Annotated in this window: 15 protein-coding genes; 6 read left to right on the top strand and 9 right to left on the bottom strand. The window is 69.1% G+C overall.

Annotated elements, in window-relative coordinates; all coding sequences use genetic code 11:
• Window positions 1–5 precede the first annotated feature (5 nt).
• The 5 genes from ACP6CK_RS11265 to leuC form a co-directional block, all read right to left on the bottom strand.
• On the bottom strand, window positions 6–962 hold the full coding sequence (locus tag ACP6CK_RS11265; protein WP_426958995.1) for a Bug family tripartite tricarboxylate transporter substrate binding protein: 957 nt from the start codon (window positions 960–962) through the stop codon (window positions 6–8).
• 311 nt (window positions 963–1,273) lie between these two features.
• Window positions 1,274–2,248, bottom strand: coding sequence for a Bug family tripartite tricarboxylate transporter substrate binding protein (locus ACP6CK_RS11260; RefSeq protein ID WP_426958993.1), 975 nt, complete (start codon window positions 2,246–2,248; stop codon window positions 1,274–1,276).
• Between the two features lie 43 nt (window positions 2,249–2,291).
• Window positions 2,292–3,371 (bottom strand): 3-isopropylmalate dehydrogenase, encoded by a 1,080-nt coding sequence (gene leuB, locus ACP6CK_RS11255; protein WP_426958991.1) that lies wholly within the window; start codon window positions 3,369–3,371, stop codon window positions 2,292–2,294.
• A gap of 11 nt (window positions 3,372–3,382) precedes the next feature.
• A complete protein-coding gene (gene leuD / locus ACP6CK_RS11250) occupies window positions 3,383–3,982 on the bottom strand; it encodes a 3-isopropylmalate dehydratase small subunit (RefSeq protein WP_426958989.1) in 600 nt (199 codons plus the stop codon).
• A gap of 2 nt (window positions 3,983–3,984) precedes the next feature.
• A complete protein-coding gene (leuC, locus tag ACP6CK_RS11245; protein ID WP_426958987.1) occupies window positions 3,985–5,400 on the bottom strand; it encodes a 3-isopropylmalate dehydratase large subunit in 1,416 nt (471 codons plus the stop codon).
• 161 nt (window positions 5,401–5,561) lie between these two features.
• On the opposite strand from leuC, the gene ACP6CK_RS11240 reads away from it, so the two are divergent.
• A complete protein-coding gene (locus ACP6CK_RS11240; protein ID WP_426958985.1) occupies window positions 5,562–6,590 on the top strand; it encodes a LacI family DNA-binding transcriptional regulator in 1,029 nt (342 codons plus the stop codon).
• Window positions 6,591–6,593: 3 nt separating this feature from the next.
• On the opposite strand, the gene ACP6CK_RS11235 is transcribed toward ACP6CK_RS11240, so the two are convergent.
• Window positions 6,594–7,505 (bottom strand): LysR family transcriptional regulator, encoded by a 912-nt coding sequence (locus ACP6CK_RS11235; protein WP_426958983.1) that lies wholly within the window; start codon window positions 7,503–7,505, stop codon window positions 6,594–6,596.
• A 138-nt stretch (window positions 7,506–7,643) separates the two neighbouring features.
• Here ACP6CK_RS11235 and ACP6CK_RS11230 point away from each other — a divergent pair, with 138 nt between their 5' ends.
• The 5 genes from ACP6CK_RS11230 to ACP6CK_RS11210 are packed head-to-tail and all read left to right on the top strand — an operon-like array spanning window position 7,644 to window position 14,219.
• Complete coding sequence (locus tag ACP6CK_RS11230) at window positions 7,644–9,053, top strand: ABC transporter substrate-binding protein (protein ID WP_426958982.1); 1,410 nt, start codon at window positions 7,644–7,646, stop codon at window positions 9,051–9,053.
• A 55-nt stretch (window positions 9,054–9,108) separates the two neighbouring features.
• The gene (locus tag ACP6CK_RS11225; RefSeq protein WP_426958981.1) at window positions 9,109–10,812 is read left to right on the top strand and encodes a hypothetical protein; all 1,704 of its coding nucleotides are present in this window, start codon (window positions 9,109–9,111) and stop codon (window positions 10,810–10,812) included.
• A gap of 29 nt (window positions 10,813–10,841) precedes the next feature.
• On the top strand, window positions 10,842–11,735 hold the full coding sequence (locus ACP6CK_RS11220) for a carbohydrate ABC transporter permease (RefSeq protein WP_426958980.1): 894 nt from the start codon (window positions 10,842–10,844) through the stop codon (window positions 11,733–11,735).
• Window positions 11,719–12,582, top strand: a complete 864-nt coding sequence (locus ACP6CK_RS11215; protein WP_426958979.1) for a carbohydrate ABC transporter permease — start codon at window positions 11,719–11,721, stop codon at window positions 12,580–12,582. The genes ACP6CK_RS11220 and ACP6CK_RS11215 overlap by 17 nt, the downstream gene beginning before the upstream one ends.
• An 11-nt stretch (window positions 12,583–12,593) precedes the next feature.
• Complete coding sequence (locus ACP6CK_RS11210) at window positions 12,594–14,219, top strand: hypothetical protein (RefSeq protein ID WP_426958977.1); 1,626 nt, start codon at window positions 12,594–12,596, stop codon at window positions 14,217–14,219.
• A gap of 127 nt (window positions 14,220–14,346) precedes the next feature.
• Here ACP6CK_RS11210 and ACP6CK_RS11205 read toward each other — a convergent pair whose 3' ends face one another.
• The 3 genes from ACP6CK_RS11205 to ACP6CK_RS11195 form a co-directional block, all read right to left on the bottom strand.
• Window positions 14,347–16,662 (bottom strand): molybdopterin guanine dinucleotide-containing S/N-oxide reductase, encoded by a 2,316-nt coding sequence (locus tag ACP6CK_RS11205; RefSeq protein ID WP_426958975.1) that lies wholly within the window; start codon window positions 16,660–16,662, stop codon window positions 14,347–14,349.
• Between the two features lie 271 nt (window positions 16,663–16,933).
• Window positions 16,934–18,499 carry an ABC transporter substrate-binding protein gene (locus ACP6CK_RS11200; RefSeq protein ID WP_426958974.1) on the bottom strand — a complete coding sequence of 522 codons (1,566 nt, stop codon included), beginning with the start codon at window positions 18,497–18,499 and terminating at the stop codon, window positions 16,934–16,936.
• Window positions 18,500–18,794: 295 nt separating this feature from the next.
• Window positions 18,795–21,113: a type IA DNA topoisomerase gene (locus tag ACP6CK_RS11195; RefSeq protein ID WP_426958973.1), complete on the bottom strand. Its 2,319-nt coding sequence runs from the start codon at window positions 21,111–21,113 to the stop codon at window positions 18,795–18,797.
• Between the last annotated feature and the right edge of the window lie 129 nt (window positions 21,114–21,242).

Here is a 21,242-nt window from a genome sequence, read left to right as displayed (position 1 = left end):
AGGGACTACTCCGACCGGATGTTGGCGCTGCGCGCGATCTCGGCCCAGCGCGGGACTTCGGACGCGATGAGCGCGGCGTACTCGGCTGATGTCATGCGGTTCGGCGGCGCGCCGAGCTCGGCGAGGCGCTCCGTCATGGCAGGCGTGTTAATGCCCGCGACGAGGGCCGCGTTCATGGCCTGGGCCGCCTCGGGCGGCAGGCCGGCCGGGCCGGAGATGCCGAACCAGTTCGTCGCGACGAGGCTCTCGAAGTCCAGTTCGCGCACGCTTGGGACCTGTGGCCAGCGCGCGGCCCGCTCGGGCGTCGTCACGGCTAGCAGCCTGAGTCGGTCGTTGTTCCCGATGTCCGGGACGGCGGCGATAAGACCGTCCAACTGGCCGCCGATGACATCCGCCACCGCCGGCGCGGAACCGCGGTAGGGAACATGGAGGATGGAGACGCCGGCGGCGCGATTGAGCAGCTCCAGCTTGACATGGCTGGACGTGCCGATGCCTGTGGAACCGAAGCGGGCATTGCCCGCCCGCGCCTTGGCGATGAGGTCAGCCATGGTCCGCAGCGGACCGTCGGCCGCGACCGCGATGCCGCTCGGGACCGCGGCGATGAGGCCGACCGGAGTGAAATCCCGAATCGGGTCATACGGGACGTTGCGGGAGACCGCGGGCGCGATGGCGCCAGAGGCGATGTTCGAGAGGAGAATCGTGGTGCCGTCGGGTGCCGCCTTCGCGACAGCGTCCGAGCCGATGACGCCGCCGGCACCCGGGCGGTTCTCGACGACCACGGGGCTGCCGAAGGCGCGTTCCATCTCGCGCGCGGCGAGGCGCCCGAGGATGTCGGTGGTGCCGCCTGGCGGAAAGGGCACGACGAAGCGGATGGGCCGGGCCGGGCGCCAGGTCGTCTGGGCTCCCACTGCCATGGCGAGCGGGAGCGCCGGGGCAGCGAGGATGAGATTGCGCCGTAACATGCAAGGGTTCTCCCGGGCGGCCATCACCCCGGGCCGCATACCGCATCAGGCTGGGCCGGGAGATCAAGCCCGTGCCGGGAAGGCGGCCCGAACCTGTCTTCGGCTGCGGGCCTGCTCGACGCCCCTTCGAAACACCGGGCGGCAGGCATGGCGGCCCCCGTCACGAGAGAGGCTCGGCGCGATCATCAAGGGCTCGAGGGACCACCCACCGACCGTGACGACGCTGCCAAGCCCCGAACTCACGTCTGGATCAGCGCGGTTGGACCCTCCGGCCAGGCTCGGCCGCGCGCCCTCCAGTTCCTCCATGCCACCTAACTGATGGTGATGTTCCCGTCGTCGATCACCTTCGTCAGCAGGACTCGCTGCCGCTCCAGGAAAGCGGCGAAGTCCGGCATACTGCTGCCGACCATCTCCGCGCCGAGCGGGCCGAGCCGGCCGCGCACGCCCTCGTCGCGCGCCGCCTCCATGACCGCGGCGGAGACCCGCTCGATGATCGGGCGCGGGGTCGACGCAGCAGCGAAAAGGCCGCTCCAGTCGCTGATGTCGAAGCCCTCCATCCCGACTTCGATCAGCGTCGGCGCGTCGGGAAAGGCGGCGGTGCGCGCGGCGCTGGTGACGGCCAGAACGCGCGCCCGTCCGGCGGCGACCGGCGGCCTGACGGAGGAGGTGGTGATGATCACCGAGTCCACGGACCCCGCCGCGATATCGCGCGCCGCGTCCGCCCCGCCCCGGTACCCCGCGTGGATCAGCCGGATGCCGGCGCGCTGCTGCAGCAATTCGCCGGCCAGATGTCCCGTCCCGGCCGTGGGCGGCGTGCCGTAGCTCACCGTCGCAGGGTTCGCCCTTGCATGGGCGATGTACTCCTGGATCGTGCGGGCCGGAAAATCCTGCTTCACCGCGACCACCTGCGGGAAGTTCACGAACTGCGCGATCGGCGCGAAGGCGGTGCGGTAGTCGAAGGGCAGGTTCGCCATCAGTCGGGGATTGGTGACCTGGTTGGCCGCATCCACGAGGAAGGTGTAGCCGTCCGCCGGTGCCTGCAGGGTGGCGTTGGCCGCGACCAGCGCGTTGCCGCCCGTGCGGTTCTCCACGACGATGGACTGGCCGAGGATTTCCCCCAGTCGTGCGCCGAAGGCCCGGGCCACGGTGTCGGCGGCGCCGCCGGCGGCGAAGGAGACGATGAAGCGGACCGGCCGCGTCGGCCAGGCTTGCGCCAGGGCACCGCGCCCGAGGAAAGGCGATGCCAGGCCCGCACCGATCATGGCGCGGCGGTTCGTCCGGATCATGTTCTTCTCCTCCCCTCGATGCGCCGGTCGTGCCGGGGCCGCGTTAGTGCCGGTATCGAGACACGGCCGCGGCGACCGCGTCGCCCATCTCCTGCGTGCCGACGCGCCGGGCGCCGCTCTCCACGATGTCTGCGGTCCGGTAGCCCTCCGCGAGGACGTGCCGCACGGCGGATTCGATCGCGCGTGCGGCTTCTTCCTGCTTCAGGGAGTGCCGCAGCATCATCGCGGCCGACAGGATCGAGGCCAACGGATTGGCGATGTCCTGCCCTGCGATGTCGGGGGCGGAGCCGTGCACGGGCTCATAGAGCCCGCTTCCGGTCGGGCCGATGGAGGCGGAGGGCAGCATGCCGATCGAGCCCGTGAGCATCGCCGCCGCGTCGGACAGGATGTCACCGAAGATGTTGCCCGTGACAATCACGTCGAAGTCCTTGGGACGACGGATCAGGTGCATGGACGCCGCATCCACGTAGAGGTGGCTCAGCTCCACGTCGGGGTATTCGGCACCGACCTCCGTCACGACCTCGCGCCACAGCGCGCTCGTCTCCAGCACGTTCGCCTTGTCCACGGAGCAGAGCTTCTTCCGGCGCCCGCGCGCCGCGCTGAAGCCGGCATGCGCAATCCGCCGGATCTCCGCCTCCGTGTAGTGCATGGTGTTGACGCCGTAGCGCTGTCCGGACTCGTCCCGATGCACGCCGCGTGGGGTGCCGAAGTAGATGTCCCCCGTCAGCTCCCGCAGCACGATGAGGTCCACGCCCTCTACCACCTCCCGCCGCAGGGTCGAGGCACCCAGCAGTTCCGGGAAGGCGAAGACGGGCCGGAAGTTGGCGTAGAGGTCGAGCGCCTTGCGCAGCCGCAGCAGCCCGTGGCCCCCGCGCTTCTCCGGAGGTAATAGGTCGGTCTCATAGGTGCCGGCGGCACCGAACAGGATGCCGTCTGCGCGACGCGCTGCGTCCAGCGTGGCATCGGGCAGGGGATCGCCGCCGGCGTGAAGGGCTGCGTCGCCGATCAGGGCCTCGGTGATCTCGAACTGCGGTCCGTTCGCGGCCACGGCGCGCAGGGCCTTCACCGCCTGTGCCGTCACCTCGGGGCCGATGCCGTCGCCGGGTAGGACAAGGATCTTCAACGGGACATTCCTCAGCGGTTCTCGCGGCCGTAGCGGGCCATGAAGGCGTCGATCTCCGGCGCCAGCTCCTGCGTGTAGGCGAGCTCGTCGATGCCGTTCAGCAGGCAGTGGCGGGCGAAGGGGTCGATTTCGAAGGGATGCACGCTGCCATCGGGCAGGGTGACCGTCTGGCTCTCCAGGTCCACCTGCACGCGGGAACCGGGCTCGGCCGCCAGCGTCTCCAGCAGCGCGGCCACGACCTCCGCCGGCAGGCGCACGGGCAACAGGCCGTTCTTCAGGCCGTTGGAGGCAAAGATGTCGCCGAAGCTCGGGGCGATCGCGGCGCGGAAGCCGTGATCGTGCAGGGCCCAGACCGCGTTCTCCCGCGAGGAGCCACAGGCGAAGTTGTGCTCCGCCACGATCACCTGCGCGCCGTCATAGGCCGGCTGGTTCAGCGGGAAGTCCGGGTCCGGAGAGCCATCCGCCAGACGCCGGATATCGTGGAAAAGGTAGGTCCCGTGATTGTCCGAGCGAGGCTTGTGGAGGAACCGCCCGGGCGTGATCTGGTCCGTGTCCACGTTGGGCCGCGCGATCGGCAAGGCGACCGCGTCGATGCGGCGGAACGGCTCCATCCTCAGCCCCCCAGCCGCCGGATGTCGGTCAGGCGGCCGGTAACCGCGGCGGCGGCCGCCATGGCGGGGCCCATCAGGTGGGTGCGCGCCTTCGGCCCCTGGCGCCCGACGAAGTTGCGGTTGGAGGTGGAGGCGCAGCGCTGCCCCGGCGCCACGATCTCCCCGTTCGTGCCGAGGCACATGGAGCACCCGGCCTCCCGCCACTGGAAGCCGGCCTCCAGGAAAACACGGTGCAGCCCCTCCGCCTCCGCCTGCTCTTTCACGAGGCCGGAGCCCGGCACGACCCAGGCCTGGACCTGCGGCGCCACCCGGCGGCCGCGCGCGACGGCGGCGGCCTCCCGCAGGTCCTCGATCCGGCCATTGGTGCAGGATCCGATGAAGACCCGGTCGACGGGGATGTCCGACAGCGGCGTGCCTGGCACCAGACCCATGTAGTCCAGGGCGCGCGCCACGGCGTCGCGGCGCTCGGCATCCACGGTCGCGGCCGGATCGGGAACCCGGCCGGTGATGGGGAGCGCGTCCTGGGGGGAGGTGCCCCAGGTGACCATCGGCTCGATGGCGTCGCCGTCCAGCTCCACTTCTGCATCGAAGGCGGCACCCGGGTCGCTCGGCAGGGCGCGCCAGCGGGCCACCGCAGCGTCCCACTCCGCCCCCTTCGGCGCGTAGGGACGTCCGGCCAGGTAGGCGTAGGTCGTCTCGTCGGGGGCCACCATGCCGGCGCGCGCGCCCGCTTCGATGGACATGTTGCAGAGGGTCAGGCGACCCTCCATGGACAGGCCGGTGATGGCGGGGCCGGCATACTCGATGACGTGCCCCGTCGCGCCCGCGGTGCCGATCTTCGCGATGATGGCGAGGATCACGTCCTTCGCGCCGACCCCAGGGCCGAGCGCTCCTGATACGGTGATCCGCATCGCCTTCGGCACCCGCTGCCAAAGGGTCTGCGTGGCGAGCACATGCGTCGCTTCGGTCATGCCTATCCCGAAGGCGAGCGCGCCCAGCGCGCCGTGGGTCGAGGTGTGGCTGTCGGGGCAGACGATGATCAGCCCGGGCTGCGTGAGCCCCTCCTCCGGCCCGATCACGTGCACGATGCCCTGGCGGCGGTCCTTCAGGCCGAAGAGGGTGATGCCGTGCTCCGCCGTGTCGCGCTCCAGCGCCTCGACCATGCCGCGGCGCTCGGGATCCGGGATCTCCGCCGTCTCCCGCGTGTCGGTGGGCACGTAATGGTCCGGCGTCGCGAAGATGCGGTCCGGCGCGCGCGGCGCGATGCCGCGCTGGCGCAACGTCACGAAGGCCGGCGCCGTGCCGTCATGGATGAGGTGCCGATCCACGAAGAGAAGGACCTGCCCGTCCTCGCGCTCCAGGATTCGGTGGCGGTCCCAAATCTTCTCGAACAGGGTTCTCGGACGGTCGGCGCTCATGCGCGCAGCCGGCATCCGGCTTCGGTGAAGGCCCGATTCCTCAATGGCCGCTCCCCTCGTCAGGCCTGTCGCCCGGCTTCGTTCCGGGGATCATGCACACGTTTGCGCAAGTCTGCAACGGTCGCGGTGCCACCTGCGCAGGGCTGGGGTAGAAGAGCACCATGGACACCCCGCCGGGCGACCGACCCGCGCCCCGCCCCACGGTCCGGACCCTCGCGCGCGTGGCCGGCGTTGCCGTCTCCACCGTTTCCCGCGCGCTGAAGAACGACCCCCGCATCTCGCCGGCCGTGCGCCAGCGGATCGCTGAGCTGGCCGGCCATGCCGGCTACATGCCCAACGCCCTCGCCCGGACCTTGTCGGGTGGGCGCAGCAACCTCGTGGGGCTCGTCCTCTCCTCCGTGCAGAACCCCTTTTATGCAGAGCTGCTGGAGCAGGTCGTCGCCCAGGCGGCGGAGCGCGGCCTGCGGGTGCTGATCGTGCATGTCGGGCCCGGCCCGATCGAGGAAACGACCGCCGACGCCCTGCTGCACTACCAGGTGGATGGCTGCCTCATCGCTTCGGCCGAGCTGACCTCCCGTGCGTCCGACGTCTGCGCGGCGCGGAGCGTGCCGGTGGTCATGGTGAACCGCGTGGCACGGCGGCATGGCTGCTCCGTTTCCTGTGACAATGCAGACGGTGGGCGGGCGGTCGCTGCCTTCCTGGCCGCCGGCGGCCACCGTCGTCCGGCGATCCTGCGCGGCACCGTCGGCGTCTCCACCACGGATGAGCGGGAGAGAGGCTTCCGCGAGGGCTTGGCGGCCGACGGGTTGAGCATCGCCCTGGAACTGGAAGGGAGCTCGACCCATGACGGCGGCTATGCAGCCGGCTGCACCCTCGCGGCGATCGACGCGGCGGAGCGGCCGGACGCCGTCTTCGCATTGAACGACATCATGGCCATGGGGGTGCTGGACGCGTTCCGCGACCTGGGCGTTCGTGTGCCGGCCGAGGTCTCGGTCGTCGGCTTCGACGACGTCACGGCGTCCGGGCGGCCGTCGTACTCCCTGACGACGGTGCAACAACCGCTCGCCCTGATGGTGCGTCGTAGCCTGGACCTGCTGACGGACCGGATCGCCGACCCCGCTTTGCCCGACGAGTCCCTGATTCTGCCGGGCGCGCTGACCTTGCGCCGGTCTGCCCGGCTGCCGCGGTAGGGCTCAGGGGCTGAGCGTTCTCTCTCGCACGAGCACAGCCCGTTCCAACTCGGCCGCGAAGGCCCGGGCAACGCGGGAGAGGGGTGCCTCCGCGGACCAGACGAGGCGCGGCGTCAGCCGCACGCGCGGGCGCAGGGGCAACCGTACGAGATCGGGAAAGAAGGGACCCACCGCCCAATCCTCGACGAGGGCCAGTCCAGCACCTTCCCGCACCAGGGCGCAGGCCGCGTTGGTGTGGTTCACGCCGATCATCACCTCCTGTCCGATACCCTGGCTGCGGAAGGCGCTGGTGAGCAGTTCCGACAAGCGGTCGTTGCGGACATTCGCGATCAAGGTCTGGTCGGCAAGCTGCGCGCTCGTGACGCTGCGCAGGCGGGCCAGCCGGTGATCTGATGGCATGACGCAGACCAGGTCAGACTGGAACAACGGTCGGGAGCGCACGCGCGGCGTGTCCTCTCCGGTGTAGACAAGGGCGAGGTCCACCTGGCGGTCGCCGACCTCCTCCACGGCACGGCGGGCGGTGGTGATCTCGATCCAGACGCGCACGTTGGGGCGCGTCGCGCGGAAGCGGGCCACTGCGGGTGGCAGCAGCGTGTAGGAGAGGCTCGGCGTGCAGGCGACGGTGATCACGCCGGCCTGGGACAAGCGCATGTCCTGCGCGAAGCGCTCCACGACCGAGATGCTGCGAAAGACCTTCTCCACCTCCCGGTGAAGCTGGTCGGCCTCGACGGTAGGGCGCAGCCGTCCGCCGGAGCGGGTGAAAAGCGGAAATCCGATCTGGTCCTCCAGGCGGCGCAGCAACTTGCTCGCGCCGGGCTGGGACAATTGAAGCGTGCGCGCGGCTCCGCTCACCGTGCCGCTGGTCATCACCGCTCGGAACAGCTCCAGCTCGCGGAGCTTCAGCGCTGGCCGCATCCCGTACCCCCTATTCCGTGGAGTTATGGAGGCACCACCGATCAGATGTGGCAAGCATCGGTGGACCGGACCTAGCCTTCCCGACAAGACGACCGGCGGGAGCCTCCCGACTGGCCGCGCAAGGGACGGAGGAATGCCATGGCCATGCGACGGCGCGAGGTGGTGCGGGCTGGGCTCGGCATGGTCGGGCTCGCAGCGGCGGCGGCGCCGGCGGCCTGGGGCCAGGGGCAGTCGCCCTATCGCGGGCAGCAGGTGCGATTCCTGACCGCGCGAAACACGCATCAATCTGCGCTGGCCGACACCATGGCCGCGATCGCCCGTAGCTGGGGCGTGGATCTGCAGACGCGCTTCATCACCACGGACCAGTTGCAGCGGAAGGTCGTGATCGACTTCACCGGCGGTGCCGATACCTGGGACCTTGTATATTGCGGCGGTATCCAGCGGATGTACGAGTGGTTCTCGGGCGGCATCATCCGAGAGATGACACCGCTGATCCGCCAGAAGGCCGATCCCGCCCTGCTGGAATGGGATGCCTTCACGCCCGCGGCGCGCAAGGCCGTCACCTACAATGACAAGATCCTCGGGCTGACGGTCGGCACGTCCGATCAGGCGATGTCCTATCGCCGCGACCTGATCGAGCACCCGGAGGAGAAAGCCGCCTTCCGCGCGCGCTACAACTACGACCTGCGCGCGCCGGACACCTACGCCGAGTTCCGGGACGTCGCGGAGTTCTTCACCCGTCGCCGTGGCCAGCGGCTGGCGGGCCGCACGCTGGACAAGGACTTCTACGGCGCGATCTTCGCCAACCGGAAGGGGACCTTCCTCTGGCACCGGGTAGAGAACGTGATGATGGCCTTCGGCGTGGACATCTACGATCCCGCCAGCGGGCAGCCTGGCGTGGACAGCCCGCAAGCGATCCAGGCCGCGGCCTATTACCGCTCCCTCGTCCCCTTCCTGCCGCCGGCCCATATCAACATGAGTTCCAGCGAGAGCGCGGCGATGTTTGCCGGCGGCGACGGAGCGCTGAACATCGACTACTTCGACCGGCTCCAGAGTGCCCTGGAACGGGTGGGCAGCGGGCTGACGGCGGAGGTCTTCGGCTTCACCTTCCCGCCCTCCGTCCCCGGCGCGCCGAAGGGGCGGAAGCATCCCTTCCGCTCCGGCCCGCCGGTGGTATCCCTGTTCGGGCGGGCGCGGCAGCCGGAGGCGGCCTTCAAGCTGCTGGAGGCCGCCAGCACGGCGGAGCGGCAGACCGCGATGACGCGCAGCCATCCGGGCTACCATCCCTCCAAGGAGGCGGCGCTGCATGCCCTGGTGGAGCGGGAGCCGGTGACCCGTTATCTCTTGCAGGTGGCGGAGCAGGGCGTCGACGCGATGACCGATGTCGACATCATGCCTTTCCCAAGCATCCTCCGCGCCTCGAAGATCGGGGACGTGATGGCGGAGGCCATGGCCGCCATCCTGATCGGCGCTGCGCCGGAGGGCGAGCTGCGCAAGGCACAGCAGACCCTGGCGGCCGAGTTCGCCACACTGCGCACCGCCAACTGACACGCGGCGGGGTCACGGCCCCGCTGACCGCGACGATCGAAGCTGGGATGACCCTATGATGGCGTTCGACCTCCGCGCGCTGGAGATGCACAGCCGCACGGTGTGGGATCTGGACAAGGTGCGGCGGTCGCTGGACTTCATCGCCGACCAGGGGATGAACGCGCTGATCCTGCATCGCACGGACATCGTGGACCGGATCGTCTGGCCGGCGCGCTACTTCGGTGCCACGGGCGACGAGACGAACATCTTTGAGCGTTACAACCACGTGCACCGGCAACTCTACCGCTACACGCCGGCCCGGCGCAGCGGGCACTATCACCGGCGGGAATACCTGCGCCGGATCATCGAGCTGGCGGCGCGCCAGGGCATCCGGGTGTGGTTCCAGAACAAGGAACTTTTCTTTCACGAGATCTTCCTGGAGCTCCGGACGGAGCTACGAAAGGACGGCGTGCTCTGCCCGAGCGAGCCCTTCTGGTTCGAGTTCGTTGAGGCGAAGTACACGGAGCTCTACCAGGAGCTGCCGGGTCTGGCGGGCGTGATCACGGCTCCCGGCACGGGCGAGAGTCGCCTTTCCATCGCTGCCAATCGCTGCGGCTGTGAACTTTGTCGGGATATGACACCGCGGAAGTGGTACGGCCGGCTCATCAAGGCCATGCACAGCCCGATCACTGCCGCGGGGCGCCGGCTGGTGGTCCGCGATTTCGTCTTCACGAAAGGCGCACAGGAGGATCTCGCCGCGGCCTTCGAGGAGATGCCGCCGGACGTGGCCGTCAGCCTGAAGAACACCCCGCACGACTACTATCCGAGCTTCCCGGATAACCCACGCATCGGACGGGTGGGGAACCGGGCGCAGTGGCTCGAGTTCGACTGCATGGGGCAGTATTTCGGCTGGGGCATCGCGCCGGCCATCCTGATCGAGGACTGGCGCGCCCGGCTGGAACGCGCCCGGCCGACCGGGGTGGAAGGGCTGGTCTTCCGCACGGACTGGGAGAGCCTGGACAGCCACTCCTGCTTCCACACGCTCAACCTGGCCAATCTCTATGCCGGGGCCGCCCTGGGACGGGATCTGTCCGCGCCTGCCACCGCGATCTATGGCGAGTGGATGGCCAAGGAGGGCATGCTGGAGGCCGACACGCCGGAGAACCGGGCGGCCTGCGGTGTCTGGGCGAACCGGCTGCTGGGGCGGAGCTGGGACACGGTGGGCCGTACGCTCTACGCCAATGATTGCGTGCTGAACGACAGCAGCACCTTTCCCGTCGGCTTCGACCACGCCTGGTGGCTGGCCGAGGAGAAGAACAGCCTGCGGGACTGGGATCATTCCAAGAACGACGCCCTGGCGCCGACGGAGGCCAACCTGCGCAAGGTCCTGGCCGAGCGGGACGAGGCGCTGGAGATCCTGGCAGAATCCGCTCGGGCGCTGGACGACCCGCCGCCCGGCCTGCGACCTACGGCGCTGGCCGAGTTCCGCACGCGCTTCGACATCTGTCGCCGCTATCTTCGAGGCTACCGCGCGGTGGGACGGGCATTGATGCTGGCCCGAGTGCTCTCCGTGCCGCAGCCGCCAGCCCTGGCAATCGAGGCGCGCGAACTGTTCAACGCGGCACAGGCAGAATTGCTGTCGCTGGCCGCCGAGTACGCAGCCTTCGAGACGACCGATGACCGCTACACCGTCTATGTCCTGTTGAGCGCGGAGCGGCTGCGGACGCTGCACAACGACCTCTCGCGCCGGGTCGGGTCTGGCACCGCGATCGCCGCATGAGCGAGGCGGCCGCCACAGCAGGGACCGTCGTGACCCCGCGCCCTCGGCGCCGCGGAGCGATGCGGTCGCAACAGAGGCTCCTGTTCTGGGCCTTCCTGGTGCCGGGGCTGGTCTACCTTGTCGGCATCCGGCTGGCGCCGGCGGCGATCACCCTGTTCCTCGGCTTCACCGACTGGAACTTGGTACGCAACCCAGTGCCACGCTTTGTCGGGCTGCAGAACTACCTCAACATTGTGGAGGATGGCCCGTTCCTGGCGGCTATGGGACGGTCGGTGCTGTTCTCCCTGCTGGCCACCACGATCGAGCTGGTGCTCGGCTTCGCCATCGCCCTGTTCATGAGCCGGGAGATGCGCGGACGGACGCCGCTGCGGGCCGTGCTGCTGATGCCGATGGTCATCACCCCCGCGGTGGTCGGGCTGATCTGGTACGTGCTGTTCCACAACGCGATCGGGCCGTTGAACTGGGCGTTGTCGCTGCTGGGCATCCCGGCTGTGGACTGGCTTGGCGATCCGGTGCTGGCCTTCCTGGCCGTGCTGATGACGGACATCTGGCACTGGACGCCGTTCATGTTCCTGCTGTCGCTCTCGGCGCTTCAGACCGTTCCGGGAGAGCTGTACGAGGCGGCGGAGGTGGACGGGGCCTCGCCGTGGCAGAGCTTCCGGCTGATCACCCTGCCCATGGTCCGGGAGGCGCTGATCGTCGCCTGCATCCTGCGGGGGATCGAGGCCTTCGAGATCTTCGCCGAGCCTTTCGTGATGACCGGCGGGGGGCCGGGGCGAGCCACCGAGACCGTCAGCCTGCACATCTACAAATCCGCCTTCACCTTCTTCGACATGGGCTTCGCGGGGGCGCAGATCGCGGTCTGCGTGATCCTCGTCGGTGCCCTGTACTCGGTGTATCTGCGCCATGTCCGCTACGACTGACGCCCTTCCGGCCGCGCGGCCGCGCCGACGGCGCTGGCGACGGGCGGTCCTGAACGGGCTGTGCGGCCTGCTGCTGGCCGCGGGGGCGATCTTCCCGGTCGCCTACATGCTGCTGACCTCGCTGAAACCCGACGCCATCCTGATGGAGCAGCCGCCGCGCTTCCTCTTTCTGCCGACGCTGGCGAACTACACGAAGCTGCTGCTGGAGGATGACTTCGCGCGCTACTACTGGAACAGCATTGTGGTCGCCGGCAGCTCCACCCTGATCGCGGTCGCGCTCGGCTCCATGATGGCGTTCGTCTTCGTACGAGGGGAGTTGCGGCACGGCAAGAAGCTCCTCTTCCTGATCCTGCTGCCGAAGTCTTTTCCCCCGATCACCACGATCATTCCGCTGTTCATTGCCGTGCGCTTCCTGGGGATGATGGATCAGGTCGTCACCCTGATCATCTTCGAGGCGGCGGTGCGCCTGCCCCTGGTGGTCTGGGTCATGCGCGGCTTCCTCCGCTCCGTGCCGCCGGAGCTCATCGAGGCGGCAACGCTGGATGGCTGCTCCCTGCCCGGTGCCTTCTTCCGCATCGTGCTGCCGCTGGCCGCGCCGGGCATGGGGGCGGTCGGGATCATCTGCTTCATCGACACCTGGAACGCCTTCCTCGTGCCGCTGGTGCTGACGAACTTCCGCGCCATCACCGCCCCCGTGGCCCTCATGTCCTACGCGGAGACGGAGGAGCAGCTCGTCTGGGGCATCATCGCCGCCGGCGGCTTCCTGACCATCCTGCCGATCCTTCTCTTCGCCCTTCTGCTGCACCGTTTCCTGCTGAGCGGCCTGACCGCCGGCGCGATCAAATAGGAACCCGTTCGATGGCTTTCTCCTTCCGCGGGCTGGAGCTGCATGGCGACCGCATGTGGGACCGAGGCAACATCCTCCGCGCACTGGACGAGGTGCGGCGGCGGGACATGACCGCCCTGGTGCTGCACGAGGGTGACCTGCTCAACGCCGTACTCTTTCCCCGCGCTTTCTTCGACCCCTATGCCGCCTGGTCCGGTGCTCCGCCGCGCCGGGGGGAGAACGCGATCCAGAACAATCGCGTCTACCTCGACCACGTGCTGCGGCTGGCGGACAAGCGGGGCGTGCCCGTCTGGCTGGAGATCAAGGAGCTGACCTTCCCGGACGAGGTGCTGGAGATGCGGCCCTCCCTGATCCGGGACGGGGTGGTCTGTCCCTCCGACCCCTTCTGGGTCGAGTTCGTGGAGGCGCGGACAAGGGAGCTCTTCGCCGATTTTCCGGACGTGGCCGGACTGATCGTCAGCCCGGGATCGCCGGAAGGCCGCGCTTCCCCGGCCCAGGGCAAGTGCCGCTGCGAACGCTGCCAGAGCTTGAAGCTGGAAGATTGGTACCGCGATCTGCTGGCCGCGCTGCACCGCCCCGCTTCGGCCGCGGGCAAACCGTTGGCCGTGCGAGACTTCGCCTATCGGCCGAAGGATCACGGGCCGCTCCTGAAGGCGTTGGAGGGGCTGCCGCGCGACATCATCCTCTGCGCCAAGGTCACGCCGCACGATTTCTACCCGACCTTCCCTGACAATCCGGCGGTGACCCGGACGGACCGGCCGCTCTGGATCGAATATGATGTGCTCGGCCAGTTCTACGGCTGGGGGCTGATGCCCTGCCTCGTGCGGGACGATATCGAGCGCCGCATCCGACACGCCGTCGCTGCCGGCGCGACCGGCGGGGTATTCCGGATCGAATGGGAGCGGATCAATGACCTCTGGGTACTGGAGACGGCGAATGCGATGAACCTGATCGCCGCCGCCGCCCTGTCCAAGGGAGACACGCCGGATACGGAGGCGATCTGCGCCACCTGGCTGCGGGAGGAGGGCCTCGACCCAGCCGCGGCACCGTGGCTCTCCGGCATCATGGCAAAGACGTGGGGGGTGATCAGCCGCACGCTCTACATCGACGACTTCGTCTTCGCGGATTGCAGCATGTTCCCCCGCAGCGTCGGCCGGGCCTGGTGGACCATGGAGCGGAAGCACTCGTTATCGGAGTGGGACAGGTCCCGCGCCGAGGACCTGCGGCTGGACCGCGCGCGGCTGGATGAGCTCCTCGCAGAGAAGACCACCGCGATGAACCAGATGCAGGCGCTGATGGCCTTGGTGAATTCGCCGCCGGCAGGCGTTTCCGCCGTCACGGCATCGGCCGTATCGGGCCATTTCCGGCTGTTGCCAATCTATGTGGAGGGGCTGACGCTCTGTGCCGCGGTCTGCTTGCTGGTGCGGGCCTGTGAGACAGATGCTGAACTCGCTCCTCGGCTCCGGAAAGCGATAGAGGCGCTGGAGGCGTTCCGGCCCAAGGTGCTGCCGCTGGCGACCGGCGGCGAGGAGCGGCACCAGATGGTCATGCTGATGGATTTTCGCCGCTTGGACGACATCGTGGCCGAAGCGCGTCAGACATTGAACGGCCTGAGGGTGCCAGCGACCGCCGAGTGACTGTGCCGTCGAATGCGGGATCGGTCCCGATCCGCCGACCTGAAGGGCAGTGCCGAAGAGCCTGGCACGGCGCCCAGGCCCTTCCACACTGAACTGCTCAGGAAGCCCGTCGCTGAACGCCTCTGACCTAGAGATCGGACGTCGTCGGCGGGTCGAAGGCCCGGATTGGCGGCAGGTTCCCGGTGAAGCGTTCCACCTCCACCACGGTGAGCTGTCCCGTGCAGCCCTGGGCCAAGGCCGAAGTCCCGACATCGCGCGTGAGCACGTTCGGGTTGCCGTGCACGCAGAGCGACCGGTCTTCCTCCGGGCTCTCCGGATCGTACCACGCGCCGGTGGGCAGCTGGACAACGCCGGGGCGGATGTCGGTCGACAGCCGCGCCGCTGCGAGACAGGCGCCACGGGCGTTGAACAACCTGATGATGTCGCCCTCAACGATACCGCGCGCCGCCGCATCCGAGGGGTGCATCGTGGCGACCTCACGCTCGCGGTGCTTGGCTGCGGCACTATGGCCTCCGAAGTCGAGCTGGCTGTGCAGCCGCGTCGAGGGTTGGTTGGCGATCAGGTGCAACGGCGTCCCGGCCTTGGGCACCTCCTCCGGCGGCAACCAGGCGGCGTGGCCAGGGCAGCTCTCTTCGTCGTAGCCGGCGATGGTCTCGGAGAAGATCTCGATCCGGCCGCTCGGTGTTGGCAGCGGGTTGGCCAGCGGGTGCTCGCGGAACGCCCGCCAGGGTCCACCATCGTCCGGCGCCTGCGGCAGGTGCAGGCTTCCTGCGGCCCAGAAATCCTCGAAATCCGGCGCCGGCATCCCCTGCTCACGCAGCGCCTGTTCCGTCCGAGCGTAGAGATGGCGCAGCCACTCGCGGCTGCTCCGGCCTTCGGTGAACGCATGCTCGGTGCCGAGGCGGCGCGAGAGGTCCGAAAAGATATCGTAATCGTCCCGCGCCTCGCCGTAGGGCGGTACGATGCGGTGCATGGCCACCATCAGGGGATCATGCGAGCTGTATCCAATGTCCTCGCGCTCGAGGGTCATGGTGGCGGGCAGTACGATGTCGGCGTGGCGGGCCGTGGCGGTCCAGGCCAGTTCATGAACCACCAAGGTGTCCACCCTGGCAAAGGCGTCGCGAAGCCTGTTCAGGTCCTGATGATGATGGAACGGGTTGCCGCCGGCCCAGTAGACCAGCCTGATGTCGGGGTAGGTCCGCGTCTGGCCGTTGTACCGATAGGTCGTGCCGGGGTTGAGCAGCATGTCGGCGATGCGCGCGACGGGGATGTAGTTGCCGTGCTTGTTGCGTCCCTGGGACAGGGTGGGGCCGGGCACCGCGTTGCCGCGGCGCCCGTAGTAGCCGATCGCGCCCAGGGCGTAGCCGTAGCCACCGCCGGGCAGGCCGATCTGGCCGAGCGCCGCCGCGAGGACCGCGCCCATCCAGACGGGCTGCTCGCCGTGCTCCGCGCGCTGAAGCGCATGCGCCACGGTCACCAGGACGCGACGTCCGTGCAGTCGCCGAGCGAGGGCGCGGATGCTGTCCCGTGACACGCCGGTGATCGGCGCCGCCCAGGCGGCGTCCTTCGGCTGACCGTCAGCCGTCCCGAGCAGGTATCGCTCGAAGACCGGCCAGCCCACGGTGTAGCGATCGAGGAATGCCTGGTCGTGCAGTCCTTCGGACACAAGAGTATGCACCAGCGCGAGCATGAGTGCGGTGTCCGTGCCGGGGACGTTCGCGATCCACTCGGCGCCGCACTCCTCCGGCAGGTCGCTGCGCAGCGGACCGACGAGGACGAAGTCGCAGCCGCGCCGGCGGGCCGCCTGCATGGCGCCGCGCTCGACATGCTCGCTGATGCCGCCGCCGGCGACCATGGCATTCTTCAGGGCCATGCCGCCGAAGGCCAGCACCACGTCGCTGTGCTGCGCCACCTGGTCCCAAGTGACATTGTGTTTGGTCAGCTCTTCGTAGTTGCCCAGGATGTAGGGGACAATGACAGACGCAGCGCCCGAGCTGTAGCTGTTGACGGAGGCCACGTACCCGCCGAACGTCGTGTTCAGGAACCGGTGGATCTGGCTCTGGGCATGATGGAAGCGCCCGGCGCTGGACCACCCATAGGAGCCGCCGAAGACCGCGCCCGGTCCGTGTTGCGCGCCGATCCGGCGCAACTCTCCTGCGAGCATGTCCAGCACGGCGTCCCAGGACATCGGGACGTATTCGTCCCGCCCGCGGCGACGATCCGGGCCCGGCCCATGCTCCAGCCAGCCGCGTCGCACCATCGGTCGTTCCAGCCGGGCGCGGTGGCGAAGGGCGGCGGGAAAGTTGTCGAGGATGCCGTTCGGATCGGGGTCGCCCGGGTGAGGGCGAACCAGGAGTGCGCCGTCCCGCATGGCTGCAGTGAAGACGCCCCAATGGGAGCTATGGGGGCGGAACTCGGCCGTCGACTCAGTCCTGTCGCTCATTTCAGAGCCTTCCAGCTTGGGAGCGGGCCACGTCTCTCACCGTGGCAGCATCCAGAGAGCCTAGCAGACACTCCCGATGCAAGAGAATGCTCCGGTGCTCAGGCCGGGCTGGCGGCGATGTCTTGCCACCTCCCGCCATCGCCCGGGTGAGCATGGGGGGAAACCCCGCAACGCCATGCCTTGTCCGGTTGCCACGGCTCCATTCAGCATGAGCGGAGGCCGATGCAGATCCCTTTCGCTCGCCCTTGCATCCGTCAGTGCCGCAGACCGTTCACCGCGCGGGCGCGATGTCCTGGGGACGGCTGATCTCGTCAACCCGGGCGACGTGGGTGAGGCCGCGGCGCATCGCCCAGGCGTTCTTCTGAATGTGCAGCGGAATGATCCCGACCTCCTCCATCGCCACGCGCGTTGCCGCCTGCAACAAGGCCTCCCGCCGTCCATCGTCCAGGGTTCGCAGTCCCTCGGCCAGCAGGCGGTCGTGCTCGGGATGGGAGAAGCGGCCGCGGTTGCTGGCACCCCAGCCCCGCGCCGGGTCGAAGGTGGCGGTCAGGGCACGGAGCGGATTGGAGGCCTCCCCGCTCACGCTGCCCCAACCCCAGAGAAAGACGGAGAAGTCCTGCCGACTGGCGCGGGGGATGTAAGCGGCCCAGGGCAGGGCCTCGACGGTCGTGCGGATGCCGGCACGGGTCCACATCTGTCCGATCGCCTGAATGATCCGGGCATCATTGACGTAGCGATCATTCGGGCCGTGCAGGGTGATGCGGAAGCCCTGAGGGAAGCCGGCCTCGGCCAGCAGCGCGCGGGCATGGACGAGGTTCGCGGACGGGGCGGCGAGGCCCGGAACATGGCCGAAGGCGCCCTCCGGCAGGAACTGCCCGCTCGGCACAGCCGCGGCCTCCATCACCCGCTCCGTGATGGAGCCCCGGTCGATGGAGAGGCTGAGCGCCTCGCGCACGCGCCGGTCGTTCAGCGGATTGGACGTGATCGGCCTGCCGTCATTGTCGGTGACGAAGGGCGTGGCGCCGGCACGGCTGCGGTCCAGCGCGAGGAAGATGATCCGAAGCCCCACCACCTCGCTGAGATGCACGCGGGGATCGCGCCGCAGCCGTTCGAGGTCGCCGGTCGGCACCTGATCGATGAAGTCCACGTCCCCCGCCAGAAGCGCCGCGGTGCGCGCGGGATCGGAGGCGACGAAGCGGATCGTCACGTTCTGCCAGGGCTGACGCGGCCCGTACCAGGCGTCGTTGCGCTCCACCTCCGCCCGATCGCCGTTGCGGTAGGCGCGCAGGCGATAGGGGCCGCTGCCGATGGCCGCGCGGCCGGCGTTGAAGTCCTCCGTCGTGGCGTTCGCGTGCGTCGCGCGGTTGAGCACGCGAATGTTCGCGATGTCAGTCGGCAACATGGGGTAGGGACCGCCCATGTGCATCCGCACCGTCAGGGAGTCCACCACCTCCACCCGCTGGATCGGGCGCGTGTAGCCGGAGAAGGAGCCGGGGCTGTTCAGCACCTGCGGCACGCGCGCGAGGGTGAAGGCCACATCATCGGCCGTGAAGGGCTGGCCGTTGTGGAAGGTCACGCCGGGACGGAGCTTGAACTCCCAGACTCCGTCCTCCAGCGGTCGCCAGGATTCCGCGAGGCCGGGTATGAGCCGAACCCGTTCGTCCGTCCGGACGAGAGAGTCGAAGACCACGTCCGCCATGGCGTTGTTCGGCGCCTGGTTGTGGAAGTGGGGATCCAGGCTGGTGATCGGCGTGCCCACGGCCATGGTCAGGCTCTGCGCACCGGCGAGCGCCGGTACGAGGGCAATCCAGGCCAGCCCGACGACGACTCTCAGCATCGCTTCTTCCCCCCAAGACCTGATCGTTGCCCTCCTGATAGCGACGGATCCGTGCGCCGGGAAGGCGGCTGGGTCTGAAGCGCCGCCGAGCGGAGGAACCGGCCTTCGCGTGGGTCTGCGCGGATCGGCGGGATCGCAGGGGCTGAGTGAAGAGATGCAGGTGGACTAACGGATGTCCACCGACGATCCAAACGAATGTGGCCACGGCCAAGGAACTCTGACGCCTATCCGTGACGGAAAAGACGTCTTAAGCACCTGCCGACATGGCCGTCAGGACCGGCACACGCCTCGTCAGCTACACCCATCCACGATCGCGAAAACCGCTGATGTCCAGGCCCGGGGGCGCGTACCATCCCCCCGCGCGGTACCGTGCTCCGAGCTTGAGGGCGAGGTCCTTGTTGCCGAACGGAATGCGGAGCGGCGTGCCGCCCTCGGCCATCTCCGACGGTGGTGCCTTTTTCCGACCTCCGCTTGGCCGCTTCGCGGTTCCTGGCTCACCGCGGGCGCGCGTTCCGGCAGTGGTCGCCTTCCGCCGCGCCGCACCCTTTTTGGACCGCGCCGCGCCTCCGGGTTGCGATGGAGCTTGGCCAGGATTGTCCTGACCTTCGACCACGCCGGGAGGCCGCTTCGGCGCATGTTCGTCCAGGAAGGCCCGGCAAGCCGAACCGGACGTCTTGTAACCCTGCGGGGTCTTCAGGCCCTTCTGCCGGGCCAGGCTCTCGACGAAGCCCCTCATGGCCGGGGTGGGCGCCCGATCTCCGCCGGGCTTGCGGGAGGAGCCGGCGAGCAGGGCGGGATCCAGCGGCGGCGTCCCCTCCTTCAGGCGGCCGATGATGCGGCTGGCCTGGGCGCAGACCGCGTCGATGGCGCCGGCCATCTCCTGCTGGCCCACCAGCACCTCGTCCAGCAGTCGCTCCATCTGTGCCGTCACCCCGGGATCGACCAGGGCCGGGTCGGCCCGCTCAAGGATCGCGTGGAGCGACAGGCCGCGCTCCGTGGGGACGATGTGCTTGCCATCGACGGCCAGGAATTCCTGCGCCTTGAGGCTGCGGATGATCTCTGCCCGGGTCGCCGGCGTGCCGATCCCCTTCGCCTCCTTCAAGCGGTCGCGCAGCGCCTCATCCGCCACGAAGCGCCACGCGTTCTGCATCGCGTCGATGAGCGTGCCCTCGTTATAGCGCGGCGGCGGGCGGGTCTCCTTGTCCTCGACCTGGGCGTCGTGCAAACGGGTGGCCTCGCCGTTCCGAAGGGCAGGGAGCAGCTGAGCCTCCTCGCCCTTCTCGTCGGCCGGCGTCCAGTTCGGAAAGGCGGCGCGCCACCCGAGCTCGATCGGCTGGCGGCCGCTCGCCTGGAAGGCATGGCCGCGCACATCCAGCGTCACGGTGGTCTGCCGGTAGCGGAAATCCGGCATCATCGCCGCCAGATAGGAACGAGCGATGACGTCGAAGAGCTTCCGCTCATCGGCCGACAGACGTGGCCAGACCTCCCGGAGTGTCTCCACCGTGTTCGCGTTCGGGATGACGGCATGGTGGCTGGCCCCGGCCAGACCCTTGTCGTGGAAGGGCCCGCCGGCGCCGCGTCGGATCACCGCCGGATCGGGGACCGGAACCTCGCCGTAGGCCCGACCGGCGCGCAGCCCCGCCACGATCCGGGGCACGTCGGGGATGAGGCTCTCCGGCAGGTAGCGCGTCTCGGCGCGGGGGTAGGTGATCACCTTCTTGCCCTCGCCGTCATAGAGCTGCTGCGCCACCTCCAGGGTCCGGGCGGCCGACCAGCCAAACCGGGAGCCGCAGAGCTTCTGTAGCGAGGGCAGGTCATGCAGGCGCGGCGGCCCTTGCCGCTTATCCTCCACCTTCACGGAGAGCGGCCCCTCGAACCCCTCCGCCAGCGCGGCGACCGCCTCCGCGTCCTCCCGCTCGAGCAGGCGCTCCTTCGGCGCGTGGCGCATCCGGAAGGAGCCGGCCGCCGCATCCGCGGTGGCCACCACCTCGAAATAGGTCTGCGGGACGAAGTCGCGGATCTCGTTCTCCCGCTTGCACACGATGGCCAGGGTCGGCGTCTTCACCCGGCCCACGCCGATGACGGTCCGGGCACCCCGGGCGAGCGTCACCGTCGCCGTGCGGGTCAGGGAGAGGTTGTAGATCTGGTCGGCCTGCCGGCGCGCCACGGCCGCGGCGTAGAGGCGGGCGTAATCGGTATTCGGCCTCGCCCGCGCGAAGGCATCCCGGATGGTCTGGGGATCCTGGGCCGTGAAGATGACCCGCATGACCCGGCCGCGGTATTTCAGGTGCTCCAGGATCTCCTGCCCGATCAGTTGCCCTTCCCGGTCGCAGTCGGTGGCCAGCCAAACGGTCCGGGCGGCCTTCAGTGCGGCCCGGATGGCCTGGAGCTTGGAAGCCTTGTTGCCGCCCGATGCCGGCTTGGTCCCGTACAGGCCGTCCGGACGCAGCAGGATCGGGGACCAGCGCTTCCACTCCGGGACGACATCCTCCGGCTCCACGAGATCGAACAGGTGGCCCTCGGCCGGGAGAATCGCCCCGTAGCGACCGCCGACCGCGGCGCGGACGTCCTTCGCCTGACTGGTTTTCTCGGTGATGACGATCTGGTCGGTCATGCGGGCCCTTCGGGCGTTCTCTAAAGGTTCTATGGCCGGGGTGCCATGCCTATATCGGCCGGCCGCTTCGGTCCGCCGCTGGCGGAGGTGCCCCTTCGGTGAGGAGCGGGCGGAACCGGCGCCGCGCGG

The organism is Muricoccus radiodurans, from assembly GCF_050154705.1.
GTDB classification, from domain to species: domain Bacteria; phylum Pseudomonadota; class Alphaproteobacteria; order Acetobacterales; family Acetobacteraceae; genus Roseomonas; species Roseomonas radiodurans.
Note: the sequence above shows the minus strand (reverse complement) of the source record. Positions and strands in the feature narration are given on the sequence as shown.